Source organism: Halobaculum sp. EA56, from assembly GCF_051195075.1.
Lineage (GTDB): Archaea > Halobacteriota > Halobacteria > Halobacteriales > Haloferacaceae > Halobaculum.
Window position 1 is genome coordinate 38,592 of the sequence record NZ_JBNTJX010000016.1, and the last position, 22,564, is coordinate 61,155.

Annotated in this window: 27 protein-coding genes; 12 read left to right on the forward strand and 15 right to left on the reverse strand. The window is 57.2% G+C overall.

The genetic code is table 11. The annotated features are described in order from the left end of the window. Nucleotides 1-4: 4 nt before the first annotated feature. Genes ACQUQ1_RS18395 through ACQUQ1_RS18410 form a run of 4 tightly spaced genes read right to left on the reverse strand, consistent with a single transcriptional unit; the run spans nucleotide 5 to nucleotide 4,376 of the window. Nucleotides 5-1,378: a hypothetical protein gene (locus tag ACQUQ1_RS18395; RefSeq protein WP_004594537.1), complete on the reverse strand. Its 1,374-nt coding sequence runs from the start codon at nucleotides 1,376-1,378 to the stop codon at nucleotides 5-7. After that, nucleotides 1,371-2,273 (reverse strand): hypothetical protein, encoded by a 903-nt coding sequence (locus ACQUQ1_RS18400; protein ID WP_011222439.1) that lies wholly within the window; start codon nucleotides 2,271-2,273, stop codon nucleotides 1,371-1,373. Before ACQUQ1_RS18400 ends, ACQUQ1_RS18395 begins: the two co-directional genes overlap by 8 nt. After that, nucleotides 2,273-3,928: a hypothetical protein gene (locus ACQUQ1_RS18405; RefSeq protein WP_011222438.1), complete on the reverse strand. Its 1,656-nt coding sequence runs from the start codon at nucleotides 3,926-3,928 to the stop codon at nucleotides 2,273-2,275. The genes ACQUQ1_RS18400 and ACQUQ1_RS18405 overlap by 1 nt, the downstream gene beginning before the upstream one ends. A gap of 25 nt (nucleotides 3,929-3,953) precedes the next feature. Further along, nucleotides 3,954-4,376 carry a hypothetical protein gene (locus ACQUQ1_RS18410; RefSeq protein WP_004594540.1) on the reverse strand — a complete coding sequence of 141 codons (423 nt, stop codon included), beginning with the start codon at nucleotides 4,374-4,376 and terminating at the stop codon, nucleotides 3,954-3,956. A 139-nt stretch (nucleotides 4,377-4,515) separates the two neighbouring features. On the opposite strand from ACQUQ1_RS18410, the gene ACQUQ1_RS18415 reads away from it, so the two are divergent. Then, nucleotides 4,516-4,719 (forward strand): hypothetical protein, encoded by a 204-nt coding sequence (locus ACQUQ1_RS18415; protein ID WP_004594541.1) that lies wholly within the window; start codon nucleotides 4,516-4,518, stop codon nucleotides 4,717-4,719. Nucleotides 4,720-4,739: 20 nt separating this feature from the next. Here the strand turns inward: ACQUQ1_RS18415 and ACQUQ1_RS18420 are convergent, their stop codons facing one another. The 4 genes from ACQUQ1_RS18420 to ACQUQ1_RS18435 form a co-directional block, all read right to left on the reverse strand. Continuing rightward, entirely contained in the window at nucleotides 4,740-5,024 is a 285-nt protein-coding gene (locus tag ACQUQ1_RS18420) for a hypothetical protein (protein WP_049909612.1), read from the reverse strand. Between the two features lie 645 nt (nucleotides 5,025-5,669). Further along, a complete protein-coding gene (gene xseB, locus ACQUQ1_RS18425) occupies nucleotides 5,670-5,852 on the reverse strand; it encodes an exodeoxyribonuclease VII small subunit (RefSeq protein ID WP_011222436.1) in 183 nt (60 codons plus the stop codon). A gap of 3 nt (nucleotides 5,853-5,855) precedes the next feature. Then, nucleotides 5,856-6,908 carry an exodeoxyribonuclease VII large subunit gene (gene xseA, locus ACQUQ1_RS18430; RefSeq protein WP_004594545.1) on the reverse strand — a complete coding sequence of 351 codons (1,053 nt, stop codon included), beginning with the start codon at nucleotides 6,906-6,908 and terminating at the stop codon, nucleotides 5,856-5,858. 75 nt (nucleotides 6,909-6,983) lie between these two features. Beyond that, a complete protein-coding gene (locus ACQUQ1_RS18435) occupies nucleotides 6,984-7,151 on the reverse strand; it encodes a DNA-binding protein (RefSeq protein WP_004594546.1) in 168 nt (55 codons plus the stop codon). A gap of 133 nt (nucleotides 7,152-7,284) precedes the next feature. Between ACQUQ1_RS18435 and ACQUQ1_RS18440 the strand changes: the two genes are divergently transcribed. Then, entirely contained in the window at nucleotides 7,285-7,578 is a 294-nt protein-coding gene (locus ACQUQ1_RS18440) for a PadR family transcriptional regulator (RefSeq protein WP_004594547.1), read from the forward strand. Between the two features lie 71 nt (nucleotides 7,579-7,649). On the opposite strand, the gene ACQUQ1_RS18445 is transcribed toward ACQUQ1_RS18440, so the two are convergent. Together ACQUQ1_RS18445 and ACQUQ1_RS18450 are read right to left on the reverse strand one after the other, a co-directional pair. Next, complete coding sequence (locus tag ACQUQ1_RS18445; RefSeq protein ID WP_004594548.1) at nucleotides 7,650-8,168, reverse strand: winged helix-turn-helix transcriptional regulator; 519 nt, start codon at nucleotides 8,166-8,168, stop codon at nucleotides 7,650-7,652. Further along, nucleotides 8,165-8,443: a DUF7471 family protein gene (locus tag ACQUQ1_RS18450; protein ID WP_225935279.1), complete on the reverse strand. Its 279-nt coding sequence runs from the start codon at nucleotides 8,441-8,443 to the stop codon at nucleotides 8,165-8,167. The genes ACQUQ1_RS18445 and ACQUQ1_RS18450 overlap by 4 nt, the downstream gene beginning before the upstream one ends. A gap of 230 nt (nucleotides 8,444-8,673) precedes the next feature. On the opposite strand from ACQUQ1_RS18450, the gene ACQUQ1_RS18455 reads away from it, so the two are divergent. The 4 genes from ACQUQ1_RS18455 (at nucleotide 8,674) to ACQUQ1_RS18470 (ending at nucleotide 12,993) form a co-directional block, all read left to right on the forward strand. Next, the gene (locus tag ACQUQ1_RS18455; protein WP_004594550.1) at nucleotides 8,674-9,261 is read left to right on the forward strand and encodes a methyltransferase family protein; all 588 of its coding nucleotides are present in this window, start codon (nucleotides 8,674-8,676) and stop codon (nucleotides 9,259-9,261) included. Between the two features lie 76 nt (nucleotides 9,262-9,337). Beyond that, a complete protein-coding gene (locus ACQUQ1_RS18460; protein WP_011222434.1) occupies nucleotides 9,338-10,645 on the forward strand; it encodes a twin-arginine translocation signal domain-containing protein in 1,308 nt (435 codons plus the stop codon). Further along, nucleotides 10,632-11,693: an iron transporter gene (locus tag ACQUQ1_RS18465; protein WP_004594552.1), complete on the forward strand. Its 1,062-nt coding sequence runs from the start codon at nucleotides 10,632-10,634 to the stop codon at nucleotides 11,691-11,693. The genes ACQUQ1_RS18460 and ACQUQ1_RS18465 overlap by 14 nt, the downstream gene beginning before the upstream one ends. Before the next feature lie 229 nt (nucleotides 11,694-11,922). Then, entirely contained in the window at nucleotides 11,923-12,993 is a 1,071-nt protein-coding gene (locus ACQUQ1_RS18470; RefSeq protein ID WP_011222433.1) for an iron transporter, read from the forward strand. Nucleotides 12,994-13,053: 60 nt separating this feature from the next. Here the strand turns inward: ACQUQ1_RS18470 and ACQUQ1_RS18475 are convergent, their stop codons facing one another. Both ACQUQ1_RS18475 and ACQUQ1_RS18480 read right to left on the reverse strand, forming a co-directional pair. Continuing rightward, nucleotides 13,054-14,565 (reverse strand): hypothetical protein, encoded by a 1,512-nt coding sequence (locus ACQUQ1_RS18475; protein ID WP_004594554.1) that lies wholly within the window; start codon nucleotides 14,563-14,565, stop codon nucleotides 13,054-13,056. Beyond that, nucleotides 14,549-14,815: a hypothetical protein gene (locus tag ACQUQ1_RS18480; protein ID WP_004594555.1), complete on the reverse strand. Its 267-nt coding sequence runs from the start codon at nucleotides 14,813-14,815 to the stop codon at nucleotides 14,549-14,551. Before ACQUQ1_RS18480 ends, ACQUQ1_RS18475 begins: the two co-directional genes overlap by 17 nt. A gap of 481 nt (nucleotides 14,816-15,296) precedes the next feature. On the opposite strand from ACQUQ1_RS18480, the gene ACQUQ1_RS18485 reads away from it, so the two are divergent. The 6 genes from ACQUQ1_RS18485 to ACQUQ1_RS18510 all read left to right on the forward strand — a co-directional run bounded on the left by ACQUQ1_RS18485 (nucleotide 15,297) and on the right by ACQUQ1_RS18510 (nucleotide 20,527). Next, nucleotides 15,297-15,701: a DUF7541 family protein gene (locus ACQUQ1_RS18485; protein ID WP_004594556.1), complete on the forward strand. Its 405-nt coding sequence runs from the start codon at nucleotides 15,297-15,299 to the stop codon at nucleotides 15,699-15,701. 20 nt (nucleotides 15,702-15,721) lie between these two features. Then, on the forward strand, nucleotides 15,722-15,910 hold the full coding sequence (locus ACQUQ1_RS18490; protein WP_004594557.1) for a DUF7333 family protein: 189 nt from the start codon (nucleotides 15,722-15,724) through the stop codon (nucleotides 15,908-15,910). Between the two features lie 126 nt (nucleotides 15,911-16,036). Then, nucleotides 16,037-18,721, forward strand: coding sequence for a heavy metal translocating P-type ATPase (locus ACQUQ1_RS18495; RefSeq protein ID WP_004594558.1), 2,685 nt, complete (start codon nucleotides 16,037-16,039; stop codon nucleotides 18,719-18,721). A gap of 1 nt (nucleotide 18,722) precedes the next feature. After that, entirely contained in the window at nucleotides 18,723-19,160 is a 438-nt protein-coding gene (locus ACQUQ1_RS18500; protein ID WP_004594559.1) for a hypothetical protein, read from the forward strand. 21 nt (nucleotides 19,161-19,181) lie between these two features. Beyond that, nucleotides 19,182-20,117: a cation diffusion facilitator family transporter gene (locus ACQUQ1_RS18505; RefSeq protein WP_004594560.1), complete on the forward strand. Its 936-nt coding sequence runs from the start codon at nucleotides 19,182-19,184 to the stop codon at nucleotides 20,115-20,117. Between the two features lie 2 nt (nucleotides 20,118-20,119). Continuing rightward, on the forward strand, nucleotides 20,120-20,527 hold the full coding sequence (locus ACQUQ1_RS18510) for an STAS/SEC14 domain-containing protein (protein WP_011222432.1): 408 nt from the start codon (nucleotides 20,120-20,122) through the stop codon (nucleotides 20,525-20,527). Here ACQUQ1_RS18510 and ACQUQ1_RS18515 read toward each other — a convergent pair. From ACQUQ1_RS18515 to ACQUQ1_RS18525, 3 genes are read right to left on the reverse strand one after another with little or no spacing between them, the layout of a single operon-like run. Further along, nucleotides 20,524-21,846, reverse strand: a complete 1,323-nt coding sequence (locus tag ACQUQ1_RS18515; RefSeq protein ID WP_004594562.1) for an arylsulfotransferase family protein — start codon at nucleotides 21,844-21,846, stop codon at nucleotides 20,524-20,526. The genes ACQUQ1_RS18510 and ACQUQ1_RS18515 overlap by 4 nt on opposite strands. Further along, nucleotides 21,843-22,121, reverse strand: a complete 279-nt coding sequence (locus ACQUQ1_RS18520; protein ID WP_004594563.1) for a DUF7521 family protein — start codon at nucleotides 22,119-22,121, stop codon at nucleotides 21,843-21,845. The genes ACQUQ1_RS18515 and ACQUQ1_RS18520 overlap by 4 nt, the downstream gene beginning before the upstream one ends. Continuing rightward, nucleotides 22,118-22,495 carry a winged helix-turn-helix domain-containing protein gene (locus tag ACQUQ1_RS18525; protein ID WP_004594564.1) on the reverse strand — a complete coding sequence of 126 codons (378 nt, stop codon included), beginning with the start codon at nucleotides 22,493-22,495 and terminating at the stop codon, nucleotides 22,118-22,120. The genes ACQUQ1_RS18520 and ACQUQ1_RS18525 overlap by 4 nt, the downstream gene beginning before the upstream one ends. Nucleotides 22,496-22,564: the final 69 nt, after the last annotated feature.

The window sequence follows — 22,564 nt, forward strand, 5'->3', positions numbered from 1 at the left end:
GTTGTTAGTGGATATAGCGTGGCGGGTCATCTGCTGAATCTGGATTCCGGTTCCGAGTCTGGGGGTCCCGGAACGCATCGTCTCGATCGAATTCCTCGCCTCCGTCGTTCCCACTACTATCCTCGCTGGTGGTGGAGCCGGCCGTAGAATCATCATTTCCGCCGCCGAGGTTTCCGCCTCCGCTGTTTCCTCCCCCTCCACCGCTGCCGTCGGTGATCGCTTCACGGAGGCGAGAGCCAGTCGTATTGAGTCGTTGGCCGGTAGAGTGGGCTCTCGAATCACCAGAGTTCAAGACGTATTGGCCACCGCTCTTGACTGCGGGCTCATCGCGCACTCCTCGAACGAAGTTTCTCCCACCCTGTTTGGCCGATTGGACTTGTTCACGCCCTCTAGACAACCGACTACGGGCCTTCTCAGCAGACATATGCCTGGCCGCCCTGTCGGCGATGAAGAACAACGCCCCGGCCTGCCAGAACAAAACAAACGGAGAGGCAACGGCGAGAAGCGGGATAACGAGTGCCGTCAACCAAGCCCCGAACTCACCGGCTGAGGGGCCGAAGCTCGTCCCCAAGATGTCCCCGAGACGGAACAGGAGAGCAACTGGAACCGTCATAAACAGGAAAGGGACGTAGAACCCGGCCAACTTCTTCATGAATTTCGAGACTAGGGCGAACGGCCCGACGCCAGGGATCCAGAATACAATGAGTAGTGGCATCAGGAACACAAATAGGTAGAGTGCCAGTTGTCTCGCTAGGTAAATCAGGCCGATCAACACGAATAGGAGCAAATTCGTTGAGAGAGCGACGACCGTGCCGAGCACGCCCATCCCAGTGAACGACAGCGTCTGGAATAGCGAGATTTCTGACACCGAGGGGACGAGGAACCCAGCCAATGCATCCATAAACCGCAACGATAGCGCTGAGATCCACCACCACGACAAGATACCGAGCAGTCCAGCGAAGGCGCGTTTCTTGAGCTTCGAGCGATGGTATCCGTTGAACAAGTGGCTCGTCGATTCAAGGAAAATGACGATTCCAATCGAGAGGCCGTACAGCGATAGCGAAAGCGGGATAATCATCTCCCAGTAGTAGTCATAAATTCCGGGCCACGCTGCGTTCGTCGGCTGATTGAACACCGAATCTGGATGGGGAGTACCCACCACTGTCCGCAAGACTGCATCACCGTGATTCTCTATGACGGTCTCTATAGGGCTGAAGAGTATCTCAAGGAGTTCTTGGATAGCGCTGATGATAATGTCTCCAAGAGCACCTCCATCGCTGCCTCCGTCACTTTGAGCTAAAACCGGAGCAGTGCCCGTAGTCAGTAGCCCGAAAAAGACGAAGATAGAGCGAACTAGGAATCGGACGGGACTACGCATTGTCTCCACCCCCGTCCAGTAGTTCAATCTGGACGTCTTTACACGGGTGTTGGATTGCGCCTTGATCGTCGATGTGGTATCCACCGGACAGTTCCGCCCGAATCGGTTGCTCAATATCTCCGTGTGGGGTCTGAACAACAACGGTTAATTCTGCAGTATCACTCTCACATGAGACATCGTCGTTGTCATCGATGACGAGAACACCCCGTTGTTTCAGGAATTCCCGTTCAGTACCGGGGCTGAGGAATTCTTCGCTCGCCTCCGGACGCTCGAACGTGGTATCAGCAACGCCGTCTCCTTCGATTACCTCAGGTGCGTTCCGATACGGCGCATTCCGGAAGCCAATATTATACACCCAAGAGGGACCAGTACCGACGTTCTCGACCGTCACAAAGAGCCGACCGCTACTGTAGCCATCATCTTCATCGAACTCCGGTTCGACATCGACGATCTGGATATCGGGCCGAAGCTCCAGGGACATCGACTCAGATGTCTCGCCCGAAACGGCGACTAACTCGTACTCGCCGGCAGAGTACGTCCCACCAGTCTTGAAGACAATCTGTATTTCGACTCTTGTAGCTCCCTGTGCAACGGTTGACTGTTCGAACGTAGTACCATCTGGACCAATCAGATTGAGTTGGTCGACATCGTGATCATCAGCCAGCGTCACCACAAGGTTGGGTCCCGCGAAGCTGATTTCCTCAAATACCGAATCTGTAGACGGCGACGTAGAGGACGAACCTGTTGGGGATTCAGTCTGGTTGCCGGGACCATCGGTTCCGGAACACCCTGCTACTCCTGCAAGCAGGGCTGTTCCAGACGAAGCCAAAAGACGGCGTCGACTAATCCACCGTTCCGAATTCCGGTCATGGGATTCTGAATGTTCTCTGATCATTATAGTGACCTCCACGGGGGCCAGATACGCCACCCTGTAATCCGATCGATGAAGAACACTGCAAGGAGGAACAGCGAGACGGGAACGCCGATCCGGAACAGCGTCGACACCAACTGGAGCACTGAGCCTTGCAGCAGGACAGTATCCGAGTCGCCGGTATAGCCGGGAGGATTGAGCCACCAGTGGCCGGGTTCGTATCGGGCCGACACACCGCCAGGGGAACGTTCAATCGTCGTCGTGACGGTTCCGTTCCCGGTCGTGTTCACCCGCTGCCCGTTGACGACGACGTAGCCGTCCCGTTCGTCGGTATTGATTGGTGCGCCGGTGTTCGCGTTCTGGAGGGTCACCCGGACGGTGACCGTATCTTCGGTCTGGTTCACCACCTCCAGAGAGAGGTTGCTCTCGTCGATCTGGATTCGAGCGAACTCATCGGCGGGCCGTTCTGCCTCAACCCCTCTGACGAGCCCCCACGCACGGACAGTCTCGGGCTGTTCGTCGGTCGTGGCCCGCGTCGCGATGCCGTAGCTGGCCGTGTACGACTCCGTGAGAACATCCAGGTGAACGTTCGACGGGAGCGTCGGCGGCGACGTCGACGTCCCGTACACATCCAGTATCGTCACGTTCCGGCGGGGCGACGGCGTCGGCCCCGTCTCGATGGGGTACGCGTTCACCTGGAGTGGATGGAGCGGTGAGTGGGCGGTCCGCTGTCCGTCGTCCGAGCTGTAGACCAGCGTATCCCAGTCCTTGTCTCGGGCTGAGTAGAACCGCCAGACACCTCGGACATCACCGTTGGGCAACTGGTAGCCGAGCCACGGCTGGTTCTTGTAAACGACGAGGCCGAGATCACCGTTCGGATACTCCGCGATGAACCCTGATACCGCGAGGTCATACTTCGTGACCTCGATGGAATCGGTTACCGTGACGGTCTCGGTCGGGTATGAAACGGAACTCTCCCAGTTGGTACAATCGCCTTCGTCGTTGTGAGCGGTACAAACTTCGACCTCCTTCCGAAGTCGGACCGAGATATTCGCCTGGAGCGTGAGCTGGTGGTCCTCGCCGGCGTATCCATCCAAGGAGTACGACAGTGCCGGCGTGTGGGAACCACCAGCCGTCGTCTCCTCGTCGCCGTCGACGAGGAGTCTCGTCTCCTCAACCTGATGGCTCTCCAGACTCCAGTAGACACGTCGATCGCCGGAGGTGTCGTCAGGCGGCACCGCCACCCGGTAATCGACGGTCCCGCGGAGCGTCCCGTCTGGAGCGACGTAAAGCGGCTGTCTAGACGACGAGAGGCGCGCTCGGGTGGACGGCTGAACGGCGAACACCTCAGTATAGGCTTCCTTGATGAACTGGTCGCTGGTGAGGTCCGCATCTGGTGGATGGATCGACACGGAGCTGTTGGTCGCCGGGAACTCCGAGTGGTCGCCACGGTTCCATCGCTCAACTGCACGCGGGGGCGAATCGAACGGGACATCGGTCCCCTCGCCAAGCTGCTCGACCGCCGACCCGTTACTCAGATTCGCACCGTCGGTCGCACCGTCTTGATCCCCCGACCACAGTTTGTGAAAGGTCTCCTCCGGAACGCCGTGGTCAGTACTATTCGGGGGATGGGCGCCCACTGGAACGGCGGCTGTCGATGCGACGAGGACGGCGGACATGACGAGTGCGAATCCTGGTGCGTGGTTAGAATCCACAACTCGTGCCACCGACCACGATGTTGTTCAGGATGAACTGGACGATCTCCGTCCCGAGGGGGGCGACGATCACGCCCCAGAGCAGGCCCTGATTCCGGACAGATTTCATCTCCTTCTTCCAGTCCGAGCGACGGGTGAACGGGATCGCCACCGTCGCGCCGAGCGCGAGGACGCCGCCGATGAGCGGCCCACCGAACTGGATGATGGTGAAGATGTTCTGGATGGTGTCGGCCATGTTCGAGTCGCAGAATGCGCTCCCCGGATCCGACTGTGCGGCCGCCGTCCCCACGAACAGGATCAGCGGGAGGAGCGCCAGCAGAATCGGGCCGATGGACCTGTGGATGATCCGAATGACGGACGTCGATTCCTCAGTACTGGCCGGCGTCTCGCCGGAGGGGACCTTAGCACACATCGTTTGTGGGAAAGGATAGCACGACCAAAAGAGGTCAGAAAATTTGAATGAATTTGTAGATCTTCAAAGTTCTCCAAGTTCTCTAGAGAAGTTCTCATTCTACTGGGATATATGCGACCGCATAGCCTGGGTCGAACTAATGTCAGACGCGGACACAGCAACCAGCGCCAGCAACTCCGACTCGGATGTTAGCGACGATGTGGCCCGAATCAATATGCGAATCCCGCAGGACAAATACGAGTGGTTACAGGAAGAACTCGACTCATTCACGAGTGATACAGGCCGATTCCAGTACCTCATCCAGTTCTATTCCGACCACAAAGAAGATGACACCGACTGCTGATCTGCGACCCACAGGGCGACTTAGACCTGCAGCGGAGCAACGATGAGAAGCGGGCAATCCTCGCCCTCGAAATAGTACTGCTTTACCGTCGTCGCGTCCTCGAACTCGTCCGCATCCTCAGGAAGGGTGATCGTGCGGGCGCTGCTGTGTTCGTGGATCGAGTAGATGCCGAGTTCGGAGAGGTCCTCACACTCGGCGGGATCCAGTTCTCTACTGACCGCCTCCAACCACGCTTCAACTGACACGGAGGACCGCTCGTCCGTATCAGTTTCACGGGGGGTACTGCGGGGACTGGCTTGTGCCATGATACATTTGCACATACTTGCGTCTTATCTACTAAATACTGACGGCCAATGACTTTCTTAAAATCTGACTATGTAACTAATGAAGTGTTTGTCTGACGCCGACCGAATACACGTTAAGAAACGCTATTCTGAGGCGTTGAGACACGCTTGGATATCAGCACCAGTCGGAAAAGTCAAAATCACGAGAGGAACGGCGACAAGCGACCACCCGACTGGATCCAACTGTGGAACCGGATTCGACGAGAGATAGGCTCCAATTCCGAGTACGACAATAGGGGTATAGAGGAGAGTCGGCGCGATCGAACCGAGTCGGATAGCGACCGTCGGAGCAGACGGGGCGTAAACGGCGTCAACGTATGGGCCACGTCGATTGACACCGAACGAGACTGATTCCGCATAGAGCCTGTGGACGGCGTAGTGTGCGGACTCATGGAGGATCCACGCTACACCACACGCGAGTAGGTAGACGCCGAATATCAGAACCGTCTCATGGAACATTGGAACTACCGTCGAACGGTTCGAAATGGGAGGACATCGCAGATAAGCCTGAAGGGTAACCGTGGCTAGCGACCTTAACCAACAAGCTCGTGAACAACGGCAGGCTGTTGGTTAACGCGGAGAGACAGTCGATACCGCTGCCGTTCCTCATTTGATCTCGATGACCTCGCCCTGGCCTTCGTGGAGTCGCTCGCGGATTTCAGTTAGTAACTCCTGCCCTTCCTCGTACAGCTCACTCCCTTCATCAAGTGACACCTCATCCGCGTCGAGTTGGTCGATAATCTCTTCGATTCGGTTCATCCGACTCCTGATGTCCGTGTCTTTTGCCATCGATTAGATCACCCCCAGCCAGAGTGCAGTAATGAGCAGCAACAGCACTAGGAGCACGACAATTGCAACCTTGTAGTAAACTGGCGACAGGCCCTCAGGCGCGGTCGCCTCTTCGACTGCCTCGGCCAGTTCCTGTTCGTGTTCGTGCTCCTGTTCAAAGGTCTCGTACGCGGCCTCAAGCTGTTGCTCAAGCGGGCCAATGTCGCTAGCCAGGAAGTCATTCCGAGACTTCGCGATGTACTCGCCGGCCGCTGTCGGTGTGATCGCGGCCATATCCGCTACCCGATCCGCGATTAGCCGGTCGTCAGTATGGCCAATTGCCGTGACGATCGGGGTGTTCGCGGTGAAGATCGCTTCCGCGACCCGCTCGGTGTTGAACGCCTGAAGGTTCGAATCGCTCCCACCGCCGCGGCCGACGATAATTGAATCGACGTCCTCGGAGCGGTCCAGATGGTGAATCCCGTTCGCGATAGACGTCGGTGCCTCTGACCCTTGGACGGTCGCATCCTTCACCAGGATGTCGACTGTAGGGTCTTGCTCGTGGATCGCGCTCTGGATGTCGTACCGAGCATCCCCTCGGAGTGAGGTCACAACACCGACCCGTTCCGGAAACGCTGGCGGGCGCTGTTTCTGCTCGTCGTCGAACCAGCCACGCTCTTCGAGCTCGCTGCGCAGTCGCTCGACCGCGGCCGCTTGGTCGCCGTCGCCGACGACGATCACTTCCCACGGCTTGAGGTCGATTTTCCCGCCTTCAGTCCAGTAGTCGATATCGCCTTCCAGGATGACCTCAGTCCCGTCCTCGAGCTCGGCGTCCATCTTCCGATAGCGGTTTGCCCAGATCATACAGGGGAGCTCGGCGTCGCCATCGGTAAGCGTGAAGTAGAGCGCTGTACTGTTCTGATGGAGATCCGTGACTTCGCCAATACAGCGGACACCGTCGAGGGCAGGCGCATCCTCGACGACCGAGGCGATTCGGTCGTTCAGCTGTGACACGCTGAGGACGTCTCCTGCCTCAGGCTCGACCGCCTGCCGTTCAGTATCCGGTGCGTCCGCCATCTTCGTTTCCTAACTTCTGTACAGGAACCTCAAAAAGCTACGTTCGAGTGACGGGCTTGGCTGCGTTACGCAGGCCTACAGGTCGCGGGGCTGGACCGTCTTCCGGTCGTTGGACTCGGCACGCTCTGCGGCGTCGTCGAGCAGTTCGGCGACCTCCTCGTTGAGCGTGTCGTAGAAATCTGCCGAGACGTTGTTGTCCGAGAGTGCGTCCTTCACGGCTGCTTTGACGATTAGGTCAGACATTCCATCGCGGAATTCACCTGTCCACTATATAAAGGTTCGAAGTTTTCACGCGATATCCCGACCCAGTCAAGCCAAAATCGCCTCGGGGTACCAGAGAGAACATATGCCACCCCTCAAAATAGAGAACAGACGGATGCACGATCTAACTGGGTTCCAGCGGGACATCTTGTATGTAACGGCCGGGCTCAAGGAACCACACGGGCTCGCAATCAAAGACGAACTCGACGACTACTACGAACAGGAGATCAACCACGGGCGCCTCTATCCGAATCTCGACGACCTCGTCGACAAAGGACTGCTCGAGAAGGGTGAACTCGACAGGCGGACGAACGTATACACAGTTACACAGCGCGGTCAGCGTGAAATAGAGGCACGTCGTGAGTGGGAAACCCAGTATCTGGGAACCGTGGACTCAGGGACTGCATAGCGTTCTATCCAAGTGGGTGCAGTAATCGAACAATCAAGTTCTCGTTTCAACGAAATACATCCGAGGGCTCGTTACGATCCATCCGCCAATAGGTTATCGACGAGGCGGGTGAACCGGTCGATCATCCGATCGGACAGCGAGGGGGAGATCTCTTCGAGGAGGCGAGCGGTCTCAGTCCGCTCGGCTGCGACCAGCGTCACGTGATTATTGACATCTCGGTGTTTCTCGATGAGATTCTGTTCCGTCAAATGATCCAAGTGCCACTCAAGGGTTCCCCGAGCAATCCCGAGGGACTCTGTGACAGCGTTCGGGCTGGATGTTCCCTGTTCGAGAACACAGAATAAGATGTCGCGTGCTGTTTCCCGGCGAAGGACAGCGATTGCTCCCCGCTCCCACGCATCATATTCCGGTGTGTAATAGTGGGTCCGGCCATAGAGAGGTAGGTTGACCACTCTCTCTTGATTCTGGAGTTTCCTGAGATGGTACTGTACCTGTCCTGGTGCGAGGTCGAGTCTCCGCGTGAGCGCGTTGAAGTGTTCTCCAGGGTGGGTGGCAATATACTCGTGAATTCGGTCACGTTGGTGTGTCATGTATCGAAGTTGGTCTCGTTCGAAATGGTTCGGGAGTGATAGACTGCAGCAATAACGAGCGCTACAAGAATGACATCAAGCCCGTGTTCGAGGAGGTGATGCTCGGCTTGTGAAAACAGGCCTACGATGGAGATCCCCGCAACCGCAGAGCGTCCAAGAAGGGCAGCCAATGCAGCGACGATTAACAGATATGGACGGGATTGGCGTTGAACGAACGCGCCGATCGCAAGTCCCAGAAGTACCGCTGTACCCGCAGCCGCGGCGGTGATCACCACGAGCAACGGAAGGGACTGCGAACCGGTAAACCCGCTATGGAGTGGGACAAATCCCGCCATGTGGGCTGAATTTGAAACGCAGTTACCTGAGAACGTCGATTCGAGTTACTCCGGATGTTAGAATTGTAGAGAGTGGTTGGTGGTTCCAAACCTCTTCAGAGGGAGCAGTACCCAGATGCGAACCCAAGATTGTCTCACTTTTTTGTCCTTCACTATCACGACATACACGTATGTCCTCGTTCTCAGATCGTGCGCTCCTGACGGCGGTCGTCGCGGATGTCACGCTGATTCTCGGGTACGCCATCAGTGCGGTTCATCCTGACCGTCGAGTGTGGCCCATCGGTGACAGCTCTTGGCGGTGGTGGTTCAATTGGTCAGCGCTCTCCGTCGTGTTCGCTGGGTTTCCCGTGCTGGGCGCGCTCGATCGGGACTCCTTCATTTTCACCGAACGTTGGAGCAAACTCACGGGTAGCGGTATCGCCGCACTCGGGATGGGATTTGCCCTCTCAGCACTCTTCGAACTTGGGTGGATGGAAAGCAGTGGAAGAGAAGGGGAACTTCGGACGAACGGTATCTACCAGTACACGCGCAACCCTCAGAGCGTGGGATTCATTACGTTCATCGTCGGCGCGATCATTGCAGTGAACTCCCGGAAACTGGCTGTACACGGCATCTTGACCATCCTCGTGTACGCACTGTTCCCGTTTGCCGAAGAACCGTGGCTGCGAGAGCAGTATGGCCAGGAATACGAGCAATACCGCAAGCGGGCCCCCCGATTTATCGGGTGGAACTTGGTGAAGAAGCTCATCACCAGATAGTCTACTACCGACCTTGAGCGGGGATTCAAGAACTCTACCAGAACCGCCTTTTCCGTTGGCTTCCTAACTGTCGTCAATGACTGATGAGAGAGGTATCCCTCGCAGAGAATTCCTCAAGTCGGCCGTCGCTATCGGAGGCGCAGCGGCATTCAGTGCCTGTTTAGGCCGTGAAGATGTTGACGTCCCAACAGGGCCGGATGATCTCTCGTCGTATCCACAACGTCAGCACGCTTGGAATGAGGCCCTCCCACGGGACGACCACGGGAACGTCGTCGCTCCGAGCCATCGTGTGCTCCTCTATCTAAATTACCGACGAGACGGGCCCCCGAACGAAGACGACCGTGACCAAGTTGAAACAGCTCTCCGTGGGATCGAACACGCCTACGAGCGAAGCGGGGGCGGGTTATTGCTCACGGTGAGTTATTCTCCGGCATACTTCGACCGATTCGACGAATCGCTTCCCGAAGACGTTGACCTCCCTGATCCAGAAGCACTTGCGCCGTTTGAGGATCCCGAGTTCGATACGCCCGATGCAGTCGTCCATCTCGCGAGTAACACGGCACAGGTGGTGCTCGGTGCCGAAGAAGCCCTCAAAGGGAACAAATCAACCCTCAACGGTGTCGATCAGCCTGACGCTACACTGACCGATGTTTTCTCAATCGCCGACCGGCGGACGGGCTTTATTGGGGACGGGTTGCCGGCGGAGAATGCTGACGATGCAGAGGGTGTTCCGGCAGATAAGGTCCCAGAGGACGCGCCGCTGTTTATGGGATTCAAATCGGGATTCAAAAAGAACCAGGCCAGTGAAGATCGCGTGACAATCCAGTCGGGGCCGTTCGCCGGTGGAACGACCCAGCACATCTCCAAGCTCCAGCTCAATCTCAATCAGTGGTACAATCAGGACGATCGCTGGCAGCGTGAGGCGAAGATGTTCTGTCCGTACCACGCCGAGAACGACGTAATCGAGGGCGCTGGAGACAATCTCGGAACCAGCAGCAAAATCGACGACTGTCAGCCAACGGATGAGACGGCCCGCGAGATGGGCGTCGTCGGTCACTCCCAGAAATCCGCCCGCGCTCGCGATGACGATGACTCGCCTCTCATCCTTCGGCGCGACTTCGATTCTACCGACGGTGAAACCGCCAGCCTCCACTTCCTTGCGCTCCAGCGACGGATCACCGACTTCGTCGACACGAGAGAAGCGATGAATGGCACTGACGTCACCGAGCAGTCGGCCGTCGGTCAGCGAAACAACAACGGCATCCTGCAGTACATCCGAACGGAGCGTCGCGGTAATTTCCTCGTCCCCCCACGGTCGTTGCGTTCGCTGCCGCCTGCGCGACCGGTCGAGAACGCACAGGAGGTGACGCATGAATCGTCGTGACGTGCTTCGGGCGGTCGGGGGCACGTCACTCGTGGGGCTCGCGGGGTGTACCGGCCTGTTTGAGACGCGGTCAGCGCGGGCACCACCGCTCCCCGAGAACCGCCCGGACGCAGTCTACTATCCGACCCACTACGAGGGCATGAAAATGCCCGGAATGAAGGAACAGGGCGGGTACAGTTGTGCGCTCACGTACTCGTATGCGCACCGGTTCTGGCTGATGAAGCCGAATGGGATCACGAAGGTCGAGATTCAATCCGAAGATTCGATTCACCTGATGCCGGTCGTTTGGGAGACACAGACGGGGATCATCCCACCCGATATCAATCCACAGCTCACGATTACACAGGACGGCGAGCAGGTCGACCAGTTCGCACCGTGGCCGATGCTCTCCCAGCCGATGGGGTTTCACTTCGGCGATAACGCACAGCTCCAGGGCGACGGCACATACACTGTCGAGGTCAGCATCGGCGGGCCGTCGACGCGACGGACGGGGTCGCTGGCCGAGAATCAGGGGAACGCCTCGTTCACGTTCGAGTTCGAATTCAGCGAATCGACGCTCAACGAGATCTCGTATACGGACATTCCCGACGACAGAGAAGGCACGAAGGGTGCTGTCGACCTGATGGACATGGAGATGTTACCGAGTTCGCAAGTGCCGACACCGGACGCGCTCCCGGGGGACGTTCGTGGCTCGGGGACGAGTGGGGACGCGAAGTTCGTGGTTACGATCCTCGAAGACGCGTCACGTTTCGGTGGGGACGAGGAGCAGAGGTATCTCGCTGTTTCTCCGCGCACACCCTACAATCGAACGATGCTGCCGATGATGTCGCTTTCGGGAACACTGCACCGTGACGGGATGTCAGTGTTCGACGGAATTCTACAGGCAACCATCGATCCAGAGCTCCGCTATCACTACGGAGCGACGGTCGCAGATGTACAGACGGGAGATGAGCTGACGATCACGGTCGATTCGCCCCCACAAACAGCTCGCCATGAAGGATACGAGACAGCCTTCGTTGATATGCCAGATGTGCAGGTGACGTTGTAGTTCCAAAGGTGTCTTTAGAATTCCAACCGAAGCCAAATCTATGGAAGAGAAGCACCTCCTACTGGCGACGTTACTTGGCGTTGTCTCACTCCTGGTACTCACCGGATTCGTCGTTCGCTTAGCGTAGACAGTCACAGAATGGCCGAGGCTGGCAGTTACAGAAACCCCCGGTTGACGACAGCGAGGTCGACTCAATGAATCTACCAAACATAGTATCTCAGAGGAGAACATGAATCGGAGAACGTTTCTCAAACAGGGGACTGCTCTCTCGGGGGGCCTGGTACTGTCTGGTTGCCTGGGGCGGCTCGGATTCGAGACGCAGTCTGCATGGCGTGATCCACCGATCGTGGAGGATCGACCTGACGCGGTCTACTATCCGGCAATCATCGAAGGGATGGGAATGTACGGAACGACGACGGCAGGCAGTCTCGGATTTGCACTGATGCACTCCTTCCCGCACCGTTTCTGGAACCTCACTGGCTCACGAAAGACGAAAGTCGTCGTTCAGTCGGATGATTCGGTGCATCTGATGGCGAGTGTCTGGGACACCGAGACGGAGACGATCCTCCCGGTCGACGTCTCTGTCGAAATCAGTAACAGCGACGGTCGAGTGTCCTCGACCAACCTCTGGCCGATGATCTCGCCGAATATGGGGTTCCACTACGGCGACAATATCGCTCTCCCGGGGGAAGGACAGTACGATGTGACGCTCCAGGTTGGCCCGTTGCAGACAGCTCGTACGAGTCCATTCAACGGGCGATTTACAGAGGGACAGTCTGCCACGATGCAGTTCACGTTCGATACGGATGAGACGTACAATTTGGAGATTCGCCGGTTAGGGGACAAAGCAGGCACCCGTGGGACAGTCGATCTAATGGATATGGAAATGATTCCTGAACCGGTCGTGCCGACAAAATCCGAGCTTCCCGGTCGACTACTCCACGAAGGGCAATCCGGTGACGCAACGATGCTGGTTGCTCTCGTTGACGGTGACCATCGGTTTAGTGATACTGAAGGACCCTTCCTAATCGTTTCTCCACGCACACCCTACAATCGCGTGATGCTCCCGAGGATGGCTCTTTCAGCAACACTCGACCGTGGAGGGGATACAATCACACAAGGGACACTCCAAGCGTCCCTTGATCCTGACCTCGGGAGTTTCTATGGGATGGGTATTGATGAACTCAAGACTGGCGATACGGTCAGAATCACTGTAGAGACACCACCCCAACTGGCGCGCCACGACGGCTACGAAACCGCGTTTCTCGACATGGACCCGATTGAGTTCACTGCCGAGTGATCTTTCTGGTTGAGTTCTGACCTTAGTGTGCGATCCGTTGTTCTCTCGAAACCACCAGAATCAGGGTAGATATGGGGGCGTCGCTCCTGGAAGTGAGAGAATCCAGAGGCTAATAACGGTGTACCCGATCATCACACCGATGAACGGGTACTGGCTCCGGATTGCGACGAGACGACTCGAGAAGAGTTCGTAGGCGGTCGCGTGCGCTGCCCAGATAGCGAGGAGATGCCCGATGAGCACGTAGGCGATACTCAAACCCTCGAACCACCCAGGTGGAGACAATGTCAGGGGATTCGCTGGGGGCGACAGTGGAGAGAGAATTGCCATGCCTAGAGCCGGACTGAGGGATACAGCCAGTCCGGTGTAGTGGGCGAGGTGATATCCCGCTGCGATGGCCAATAGCGAGGGTGCAAACCGAAAGGCGATACGTTTCGCTGTGATGTATGTCCCGGTCCGTCGCCGAGAGAGTACGCCCGCATACCAATACGCGGCGAAGAAAACGACGTAGCCACTGACGAAAAGGAGTGTGTAGATGAGGATCGCACGAATCTGTACGGCTCCCACTCCAATATTGGAGAGGCTGACGAGTGCCTCGGTAGTTGCTGCGCCCGTCTGCGTCGTGATGAAGCCGCTGTACGTGAGCTCCCAAATCAGCGCAATGACGAACGCAACATCGGAGGTGTCCGTGATTAAGTCTGAGTCAGTCAGGTCGCTACCGGGCAGTTTTACAGTGAGCTTCCCGTCCCGCCGTTTTACAGGGGCGACAGCCCCGAAAAATCGGAACAGGACGGATAACGGATCTGCGTTCTCGAACCACGCGTCAGGACCGAAGAGTACTGCGCCTGCGATTGTGACGGCACTGTAGCCGAGGATCGCAAGCGAAAGAATTGACGGAATCGTGCTGACAGGGAAAATCACCTCAATCCACACAAGGAGTAATAGGCCACCGACAGCTGGCCATCGGGCTAATTCTCTTGGATACGTTCTGTGTCCAGCTGGGAGAAGCGAGACGATCCCTCGCCAGGGGTTCAGTGCTGGCCAAACGTTCCCTCCAAGATACGTAAGCATCGGCAAGCCCGCTCGAACGACGACAAATGTGACGAGAATGGTGAAGCTTGCTGTCGGGAGCTGCGGTCCGGTCAGTCCGAGATACACTGCCAGTCCAAGGACGACAATCCCAAAACTACGTCCGATCCATCGAATCGGTGTCCACCAGTCGTCGACCGTCGGACCGGGGAGTGACCAGTTGTGGAGATAGCGGATAAAGGCTCGATCAGTAACGAAGCTCGCAAGTAGGGCAGAGGCGCCGATCGTGGCGCCGCCAGTGGCAAGATACAGCCATCGGGGAACGGCAAGGGTATCCCGAGGCTGCTTCGAGAGCGTCATCCCGTTACCGGCAGCGACTGTTTCGGTAAACAGCGTCAGTATCGAGACCCAGAGTACAAACTGTACGAAGAGTCTGAGCTTCGTGTTCGAGACGACCCAATGACGAAGCCTCGACCCTGGACCTGACTCTATGTGTACCTCTTCGCTTGCCCCGGTGTTCGTATCTGAGTCAGGCAAAGATAGCATACATGAATAGAAGACCGAAGTACAGGAGCACGAGGGCTCCAAGCGCTTTCAGACGGAGTGTACGCAACTCGTCTTCTTCGTCTGCTCGGGCAGAGAGGAATGCGTCCTCCTCGTCGTCATCCAGCTCTTGGGGATGTTCTAAGCCTTTGTGGAGGACGAGGCGGTCGGTCGTCGGGAACGGATGCCCACAGTAATCACACTCCCCTGCAGGTGAGTCACGCCGTGGAACCGTAGTGCCTTCGTATGACATACTCTCGAAAGCTGTTATTCGGCCGTAGGCCAGTCAGCGTTGAAACCGTTCTGGTTCGACGTTCGAACTTCTCCGCTCGCGTATCGACCTACGTGGCGTCATCAATGGCCAGAATGGTCGGTTACAACAGATCTGCTAGCGAAGAACGAAGTTGTCCAAACGCTCCCTTTGACAGCGTGGAAGTAGTCTTTTGTTCAGAGTGGTTGTCTTCGACTGGAGACTGACTCTCCGTTTCTCGCTCTTCTTCGTAGGCGTCGCAGTAGATGCACATAAAAAAGAGTAGGCAGAGCGTCTCTATAAAACCATTTGACCGTAAGATGGGATAGCGCGGAGAATCGGGACTAAGCAGTATTACCAGCTTCAGACTGTGAGGTTATACCGCACCAATATTAACTAACGGCTGAATTACAGCCATTTTCTATTAACTATAGGGGTATCAATAACAGCCGATTTATTATATCGTGAAGCTCAACTCGAGATAATGAGCGATTCCGAAGACACGGATTCAACCTTCACGGGAGCGAGTCCATGGCCACTCTTTGTCGCTATTGGATTTGCTCTCTCGGAGGTCGGTGTCGTTCTCGGCCTTCGTCCTGTCTCTGTTGCGGGACTGTTGTTGTTCGTCGGATCTGTTGCTGGCATTCTCACAGAGGCGGAGTATATTACTGAACCAGCGAAAGCAGCAGGTGTTCAAGGATTCGTCCTCTTCGGCATCGGTATCTTGCTGATCACACAGAACCAGACCGGGACGACAATCCGCGGTCAATCGATTGCGATCGCTGGTATCCTGTGTCTCGTTGGTGCACTTGTCTGGGTAGGCTTCGTTCGAAGGAAGACCCGCGCAACGGTATCGACAGCAGAGACGTCGGAAACAACATCTGATTGAGTTTCAGTAACAAACTATCGATGGAATTCGATAACACGAAAACGGTAATCGCGTTCGGGGTCCTGCTCACCCTCATAATTGGTGGGACGATGATGAGTCCGACGAGCAAAAGTACAGTCATGATGGTGAGCGTCGGCCTCGTCGTGTTTGGAGTCTTTACGCTCTTCCTCGAGGTCAAACACGGTGAGTATCGAGCAAACCATACTTAGGTCTGCATTTGAGATGAGACAACGGCCGAGTTAATAATATAGGGCAAAGTATTTATTAGGTATTGGCAGAAAATGGGTGTTTTATAGCAGTCGATTTAATAAATGTGTAGTGGCTAGGGGAGAGTGATGACCTCCCCCGACGACGATTCCCACAACAGGAGTGGTGAGCCACCGGATCGCGCCCACGAACACGAAGAAGGGTCCCACGAGCATAGTCACACGCATGACCACGACCACAGTGATCACGAACACGCCCAACACACAGAACAGGGCGTCGACGACGTTTCTCCACCCATAGACCAAGGGGACGTTGCACAATTCGCGGTCCCGGAGATGGATTGTCCATCCTGTGCAGGAAAGGTAGAGAACAGCGTCGAAAAACTGGACGGAATCCGCAGCGTCGACCCGCAAGTGACGAAAGGGACGCTGACCGTTTCATACGACGGCGAACAAACGAGTGCCACCGCGATTGCTAATCGGGTCGAAAAGGCCGGGTACACCGTGGAGGACACCGGCGAAGTGTCCTCGAAATTCACGGTTCCGGAAATGGATTGCCCGTCGTGTGCTGGCAAAATCGAGAACGCTCTCGAGAGGGTCGAGGGAATTACAACATTCGAAACCCAGCCGACGACCGGAACCGTCGTCGTCACGTACGATTCTTCGAGGACTGGAGAAGCCGATATCATCGGCGCTATCGAACGTGCCGGGTACAAGGTTACAGACACGTCGAGCGACGAATCAGGACGGCAGGACCCGACTGAGGAACGCGAGAGCATCTGGACGAGTCCACGAGCACTCAAGACGTGGATCAGCGGTGGATTCGTCGCTCTCGGCTTGCTCTTCGAGTTCTTCCTGACCGGGCAGAATGTACAGCTTGCAAGCCTTCTCGGAACGGAGCTGCTCGTCGCCGACGTACTGTTCCTCGTTGCCGTCGCGTCCGGTGGTCAGGAGATCTTCCGCAACGGCTACTACTCCGCTCGGAATCTGAACCTCGATATCGACTTCCTGATGTCGGTGGCTATCCTCGGAGCACTCGTTGCGAGCCTCGCCTTCGGTGAGGCGCTCTACTTCGAGGCGGCCACCCTCGCGTTCCTGTTCAGTATCGCCGAGCTGCTGGAGCGGTACTCGATGGATCGCGCTCGGAACTCGCTCCGGGAGTTGATGGACCTCTCACCGGATGAGGCAACCGTCAAACGGGACGATACCACGGAGACAGTTCCTGTCGACGAGGTCGCTGTCGGCGACGTGGTCGTCGTCAAACCGGGGGAGAAGATCCCGATGGACGGAACCGTCGTCGACGGTGAAAGCGCCGTCAATCAGGCACCCATCACAGGCGAAAGCGTACCCGTCGACAAGACGATGGGAGATGAGGTATACGCCGGCACGATCAACGAAGAGGGCTATCTTGAGGTAGAGGTTACCTCTGAAGCCGGTGATAACACGCTCTCGCGAATCGTGGAGATGGTCGAGGATGCCCAGTCGAACAAGACCGAGCGCGAGCAATTCGTCGAACGCTTCTCAACGTACTACACGCCAGTCGTCGTTGCCTTCGCCATTTTGACGACGGTGGGAAGCCCGTACGTTCTCGGCACGACCTGGCCCACGGCCGTCGTCTACGGGTTGACGTTACTGGTACTGGCCTGCCCGTGTGCGTTCGTCATCTCGACACCCGTGTCCGTCGTGTCGGGAATTACGAGCGCCGCGAAGAACGGCGTCCTGATCAAGGGCGGCAACCACCTCGAAGCGATGGGGGCCGTCGACGTCGTCGCCTTCGACAAAACGGGGACGCTCACGAAAGGTGAGCTCACCGTCACTGACGTCGTTCCATTAAACGAAAATTCGGAGGAAGACGTCCTCCGGTGTGCCCGCGGGCTCGAACAACGGAGCGAACATCCCATCGGCGAGGCGATCGTCGCTGAGGCCGGCAGCATGGGAGTCGCCGAGCGCGAGATCGATGATTTCGAGAGCATCACCGGCAAGGGCGTCCGGGCCGACCTCGACGGGACGCCCCACTTCGCTGGCAAGCCGGGGCTGTTCGAGGAGCTGGGATTCGACCTATCACACGTCCACGCGACCACTGACGGCGGTGTCGTCACCCAGACAGCTCGGCAGATATGCGACCGGAACAACTGCCTCGACCTTCTCGACGAGACCGTTCCCGAACTCCAAGCAGAAGGGAAGACCGTTGTCCTCGTTGGAACCGAAGACGAACTCGAAGGCGTCATCGCAGTCGCCGACGAGATCCGACCCGAAGCGAAGCGAACAGTGACGCGACTCAAGCAACTCGGCGTCTCCCGAACGGTGATGCTGACGGGTGACAATGAGCGGACTGCCCGCGCGATCGCCGAACAGGTCGGCGTCGACGAGTACCAGGCCGAATTACTCCCCGAGGACAAGGTGACGGCGATCGAGGAGCTCGTCGAGGAGTACGACGGCGTTGCGATGGTCGGTGACGGCATCAACGACGCACCGGCGCTCGCCACCGCCACAGTCGGCGTGGCGATGGGGGCTGCCGGGACTGATACCGCATTGGAGACCGCCGACATCGCCTTGATGGGTGATGACCTCGCAAAGCTCCCGTACCTCTACGAACTCGCACACGATGCGAACGGGGTCATCCGACAGAACATCTGGTCGAGTCTCGCTGTCAAAGCCGGGCTGGCAGTCGCAGTCCCGTTCGGATACGTCCCGATCTGGCTCGCCGTCCTCGCTGGCGATGCCGGAATGACGACGGCCGTCACCGGGAACGCGATGCGACTCTCTCGAATCACGCCGGAGACAGACACCGAAACCAGCGCTTCGGAGGGGTAAGATGGGTGCAGAGAATGAGGGAAACGCAACATCCCATACGGAGGCAGATCAGCAACGATACCCGTTCGGACTCTCGTCTCCGCAGTTTGCCGTCCTCGTTGTGCTCATTGGGCTCATCGGGCCCGGTTTGTTGGTATACACCTTCGAACAGGCGAACCTCTCTGCAGTTGCTGACCTCGTGTGGATCGTCGGCTATGGCACAACCGTATTTGTGGTTTGGTTCATCTGGCTTCGTCCGCTCGATTTCGCGGGCTCCTCCGCCCAAGATACATCACTCTCCGAAGAATCGGAGCGGTCCAAACCAGAACCGGAGGGAGCCGATGAGGAGATTACCTCTTCGGATAGCACTGAATCAACGGCGCAGGATTCGATGGTGACGAGTGAAGACGGGGCCCAGGAATCTACCCAGGAACAACCGGAATCCTCAGATTCGAAATAGAACCCCCTCTAATGTGAACTTATGACCCTTCACGAGCATACTGATGAGGAGACCGCAGAGCACAACCTCCCGTCTAAATCAAGTGGCAGTACGCGTCGGCTTGCGCTCGTCGCGGTCGTCAATTTCTTTGGATTCGTCATCGAACTGGCTGGTGGACTCCTGTTCGGGTCGGTCGCGCTTATCAGCGACGCACTCCACATGCTGTTCGATATGCTGGCGTACGCGATGGCGTTCGGCGCGAGCTACACCGCCGAACGGTTCGAGGGTGGCGAGGCGTGGTCGTACGGTCTCCACCGACTGGAGCCGGTTGCGGCCTTCCTGAACGGCGTCTTGCTCCTTCCAATGGTCGGATACATCGTCTGGGAGTCCTACCAGCGGTTCCTTGAGCCAGTGGCGATCAATCCCGAGTTGACGCTGATCATCGCTACGGGTGGCCTGCTGGTAAACATCGGCTCCGTGTACGTGTTGCAGGGTGGTGAGATGAGTCTCAACGAGCGCGGGGCGTTCTACCACCTGCTCGGTGACGCCGGTGGCTCTGTTGCGGTAATCGTCTCGACCGCCGCCGTCGCAGTGTTCGATCTCCCCATCGCAGACCCTGTGGCGGCCGTACTCATTGGGCTGCTGGTGCTCGCGTCGGCCGGGAACGTCCTCCGGGAAAGCACCTCGATCCTGTTGGAACGGAGCCCGGTGTCGTCCGAAGAACTCCGGGATGAATTGACGACACTCGATGGCGTCGACCAGATTGAGGATCTCCACGTCTGGCAAGTCTGTAGTCAACTCACCGTCGCAACCGTCCGACTGACAGATACGTCGACCACACTCGAGGAGCAACGGAGAATCCAGTCACGGGTTCACGACTATCTCACGAATCGAGGAATCGACCACGCAACCGTGGAGCTCGTCGGGCGTACCGATCCCGATACTGACCCTGTCGGTACGACGAATCACTCCCACTAACGATGTCCCACACAGCACCCGATCAAATGTTCGAGGTGTTGGACGAGACGAACGAGAACCTCATTGCGATTCGCGTCGGGAAGGGCACGCGAACAGGCTATCAAGAGCTGTACTCACTCCTCGTCGAAAAGAGCGATAAGCACGGGTACATCCACGTGTACGAGGAAGTTCCGAACTGGACGTTCAGGGCGTTTCTCACACACCTCCACGGGGTGGTTCCCGATCTCCGGTACGGCCCTGAGTTCGATATCGACCGGTACGCCGCAGTCGGCGATACACGATGGGCAAAACTCCTGTTCGACTGGTGGTATGCAATCCGACCGATCTGGCCAGTCGCCCCCAACGAAATGCGATATTTCGACATCAAGAAACGCGAGCGAGCTCTCGACTGGCTTCGAGAGGAAATTTAGTTACGAATACGATCAACTCCGCCGACGACAATGAGGAGTGTAGAGACAAGCGTCAGTCCAAGTTGTGGTTCCCGGAACCAGAATGGCGTTGACGGAACGACTGCCCGAAGCCCGACCAGCAGTAGTGAGAGAACCGGCACGCCGGCGTCAGGGCTGTCGACGCTGCTTCCGTTAGTCGTGTACTTCGGGGCTCCGACAGACTCACCGTAGGGCAGTCGGTCGGCTTCGTATGGGATACGCTCTGTTCGAACGCTCCAGACGACAGTCCCGGATTCGTCGACCTCTACGAGTCGCCGGTTGAGCGTGTCGGTGATAAGCGTGTTTCCGTTCGGGAGGCGATCCGCATCCCGGGGCCAATCGAGCTCGACACCCGCTGCCCGATCAAGAGCCCACGCTGGCTCCCATTTACCGCCCTCCGTTCGATGCAGTTCCACGACTCGGTCGTTCTCGCTGTCGGCAACGAGGACGGCACCATCCCCGAGCCACTGGGGGTTGTGCTGGTGGTTGAGCACGTCGGGGTCACCGCATCGAATATCGCCATCATTGTCATAGTCGTTCAACTGGCCGGATTTCCGGCAATTGGCATCGTTCGAATCGGTCGTATCCTCATTGATAACCTCAACGACGCCCTCGCCGCGCTCGATAACGAGTAGCTGGTTGGCATTCCGTACTGAGACGAGATAGCGCCCAGAGCCGATGACGTCCACGTCGTTGATGTGCAGCCAGTCGGTCGTCGTCGGATCTTGTGGGGCGTCGTAGAACGAACTCGCATTCCACTGCCACGTGACTTCGCCGTTCTTGACAGTAAAGATACGCTCGTACTCCATATCGGTGACCAAGTATTCTCCCGATTCGAGTCGTTCGACATCGTGGACTTCGCTGTTCTTGTTCGTTCGCACCGGGAAGCTATACTCCGAAACCACCTGCAGGTCTTTCCCGGGGTCAATGACTCGGAATCCCGTTCGGGTACAGGGAGACTCGTACGGTCCGCACGAAGCGTACCCGCTGTCCATGAACCCGGCTAACACTGTTCCGTTCTCCGTTTGTGTGACGTCAAAATAGCTATCAGCACTCGATTCACGCCAGGTAGTGTTCGTCCCGTTGAGAAGATAGACGCTGCCGTATTCGTGCCAGCCTGGGCCACCCCCCTGAGACCCGACCAAGGTTCGGGACGTCTGGTCTGTCTCCGAAGCCGTCCCAATCGCAGGGGCGAGCATTGCACTGCTAACAAGCGTGAGAACGAACAGAACAACGCCGAAAAGGATTAGGTAGCTACCCCGACGGAGATCAGGAACGGCAACATTCGGAACGGGGTTCATTTCTGGATATACAGCGAGTACATGATGACCGCGAGGCCAAGGGCGACGAACAGGCTGTTGATGAGCACGCCGAGGGCCAATCCGACAGAAAAGAACTGGTTGGCCACGCCAGTTAGAATTGCCCCGAGTGTGATGATACCGAACCCGACACCAAGGACACGTAGCGAATCCGCACCCGTACGTCGATAGGCTTTAAATGCAATATAGGTAATCCCGCCACCGAGAAGCAGGATTACGAACTTGACGACTGCAATCGCCGTGATGACGCCGTTCATACTTCGTCCCCCATCATCGACCAGATATCTGCAAGCCGTTCGTCTGTAGATTTCGGCGGCCGATCGACGCTCACCGAAAACGTACCTGTGTCGTCCATAGAGATCGTGACGTCCTCGAACGACCGCTCGTAGTAGGTAACCCGTCCACCTCCGGGGTTGATCGTCTCCTGTTCTCGAACGAGGGAAGCGGAACTGAGGAGTTCTAATTTTCGATACAGCGTCGACTTGGGGATGTCACATGCGTCGAGGAGTTCGTTCGCAGTCATTGGTTCGATAGTTTCCTGGAGAATAGCCCGACACGCGGGATCATCCAGCGCATCAAGGACATCCTGTACCTCCGGAGTGTCCTCGGACGACACTGAATCATCTCCCATTATTCGATAATACGTGGTCCTCGGGATATGGTGTCCGATTGCTGGAGAGGCATCCCATTGGTCCCACGA

Excerpts from the sequence above, each read along its gene's own strand:
- ACQUQ1_RS18515 (WP_004594562.1), bottom strand. The coding sequence starts at position 21,846 with ATGAACCCCGTTCCGAATGTTGCCGTTCCTGATCTCCGTCGGGGTAGC.
- ACQUQ1_RS18520 (WP_004594563.1), bottom strand. The coding sequence starts at position 22,121 with ATGAACGGCGTCATCACGGCGATTGCAGTCGTCAAGTTCGTAATCCTG.
- ACQUQ1_RS18465 (WP_004594552.1), top strand. The coding sequence starts at position 10,632 with ATGAATCGTCGTGACGTGCTTCGGGCGGTCGGGGGCACGTCACTCGTG.
- ACQUQ1_RS18420 (WP_049909612.1), bottom strand. The coding sequence starts at position 5,024 with ATGGCACAAGCCAGTCCCCGCAGTACCCCCCGTGAAACTGATACGGAC.
- xseA (WP_004594545.1), bottom strand. The coding sequence starts at position 6,908 with ATGGCGGACGCACCGGATACTGAACGGCAGGCGGTCGAGCCTGAGGCA.
- ACQUQ1_RS18495 (WP_004594558.1), top strand. The coding sequence starts at position 16,037 with ATGACCTCCCCCGACGACGATTCCCACAACAGGAGTGGTGAGCCACCG.
- ACQUQ1_RS18410 (WP_004594540.1), bottom strand. The coding sequence starts at position 4,376 with ATGTGTGCTAAGGTCCCCTCCGGCGAGACGCCGGCCAGTACTGAGGAA.
- ACQUQ1_RS18415 (WP_004594541.1), top strand. The coding sequence starts at position 4,516 with ATGTCAGACGCGGACACAGCAACCAGCGCCAGCAACTCCGACTCGGAT.
- ACQUQ1_RS18400 (WP_011222439.1), bottom strand. The coding sequence starts at position 2,273 with ATGATCAGAGAACATTCAGAATCCCATGACCGGAATTCGGAACGGTGG.
- ACQUQ1_RS18445 (WP_004594548.1), bottom strand. The coding sequence starts at position 8,168 with ATGACACACCAACGTGACCGAATTCACGAGTATATTGCCACCCACCCT.
- ACQUQ1_RS18470 (WP_011222433.1), top strand. The coding sequence starts at position 11,923 with ATGAATCGGAGAACGTTTCTCAAACAGGGGACTGCTCTCTCGGGGGGC.
- xseB (WP_011222436.1), bottom strand. The coding sequence starts at position 5,852 with ATGGCAAAAGACACGGACATCAGGAGTCGGATGAACCGAATCGAAGAG.
- ACQUQ1_RS18460 (WP_011222434.1), top strand. The coding sequence starts at position 9,338 with ATGACTGATGAGAGAGGTATCCCTCGCAGAGAATTCCTCAAGTCGGCC.
- ACQUQ1_RS18490 (WP_004594557.1), top strand. The coding sequence starts at position 15,722 with ATGGAATTCGATAACACGAAAACGGTAATCGCGTTCGGGGTCCTGCTC.
- ACQUQ1_RS18500 (WP_004594559.1), top strand. The coding sequence starts at position 18,723 with ATGGGTGCAGAGAATGAGGGAAACGCAACATCCCATACGGAGGCAGAT.
- ACQUQ1_RS18485 (WP_004594556.1), top strand. The coding sequence starts at position 15,297 with ATGAGCGATTCCGAAGACACGGATTCAACCTTCACGGGAGCGAGTCCA.
- ACQUQ1_RS18475 (WP_004594554.1), bottom strand. The coding sequence starts at position 14,565 with ATGCTATCTTTGCCTGACTCAGATACGAACACCGGGGCAAGCGAAGAG.
- ACQUQ1_RS18440 (WP_004594547.1), top strand. The coding sequence starts at position 7,285 with ATGCACGATCTAACTGGGTTCCAGCGGGACATCTTGTATGTAACGGCC.
- ACQUQ1_RS18405 (WP_011222438.1), bottom strand. The coding sequence starts at position 3,928 with ATGTCCGCCGTCCTCGTCGCATCGACAGCCGCCGTTCCAGTGGGCGCC.
- ACQUQ1_RS18505 (WP_004594560.1), top strand. The coding sequence starts at position 19,182 with ATGACCCTTCACGAGCATACTGATGAGGAGACCGCAGAGCACAACCTC.
- ACQUQ1_RS18395 (WP_004594537.1), bottom strand. The coding sequence starts at position 1,378 with ATGCGTAGTCCCGTCCGATTCCTAGTTCGCTCTATCTTCGTCTTTTTC.
- ACQUQ1_RS18510 (WP_011222432.1), top strand. The coding sequence starts at position 20,120 with ATGTCCCACACAGCACCCGATCAAATGTTCGAGGTGTTGGACGAGACG.
- ACQUQ1_RS18480 (WP_004594555.1), bottom strand. The coding sequence starts at position 14,815 with ATGTCATACGAAGGCACTACGGTTCCACGGCGTGACTCACCTGCAGGG.
- ACQUQ1_RS18525 (WP_004594564.1), bottom strand. The coding sequence starts at position 22,495 with ATGGGAGATGATTCAGTGTCGTCCGAGGACACTCCGGAGGTACAGGAT.
- ACQUQ1_RS18455 (WP_004594550.1), top strand. The coding sequence starts at position 8,674 with ATGTCCTCGTTCTCAGATCGTGCGCTCCTGACGGCGGTCGTCGCGGAT.
- ACQUQ1_RS18435 (WP_004594546.1), bottom strand. The coding sequence starts at position 7,151 with ATGTCTGACCTAATCGTCAAAGCAGCCGTGAAGGACGCACTCTCGGAC.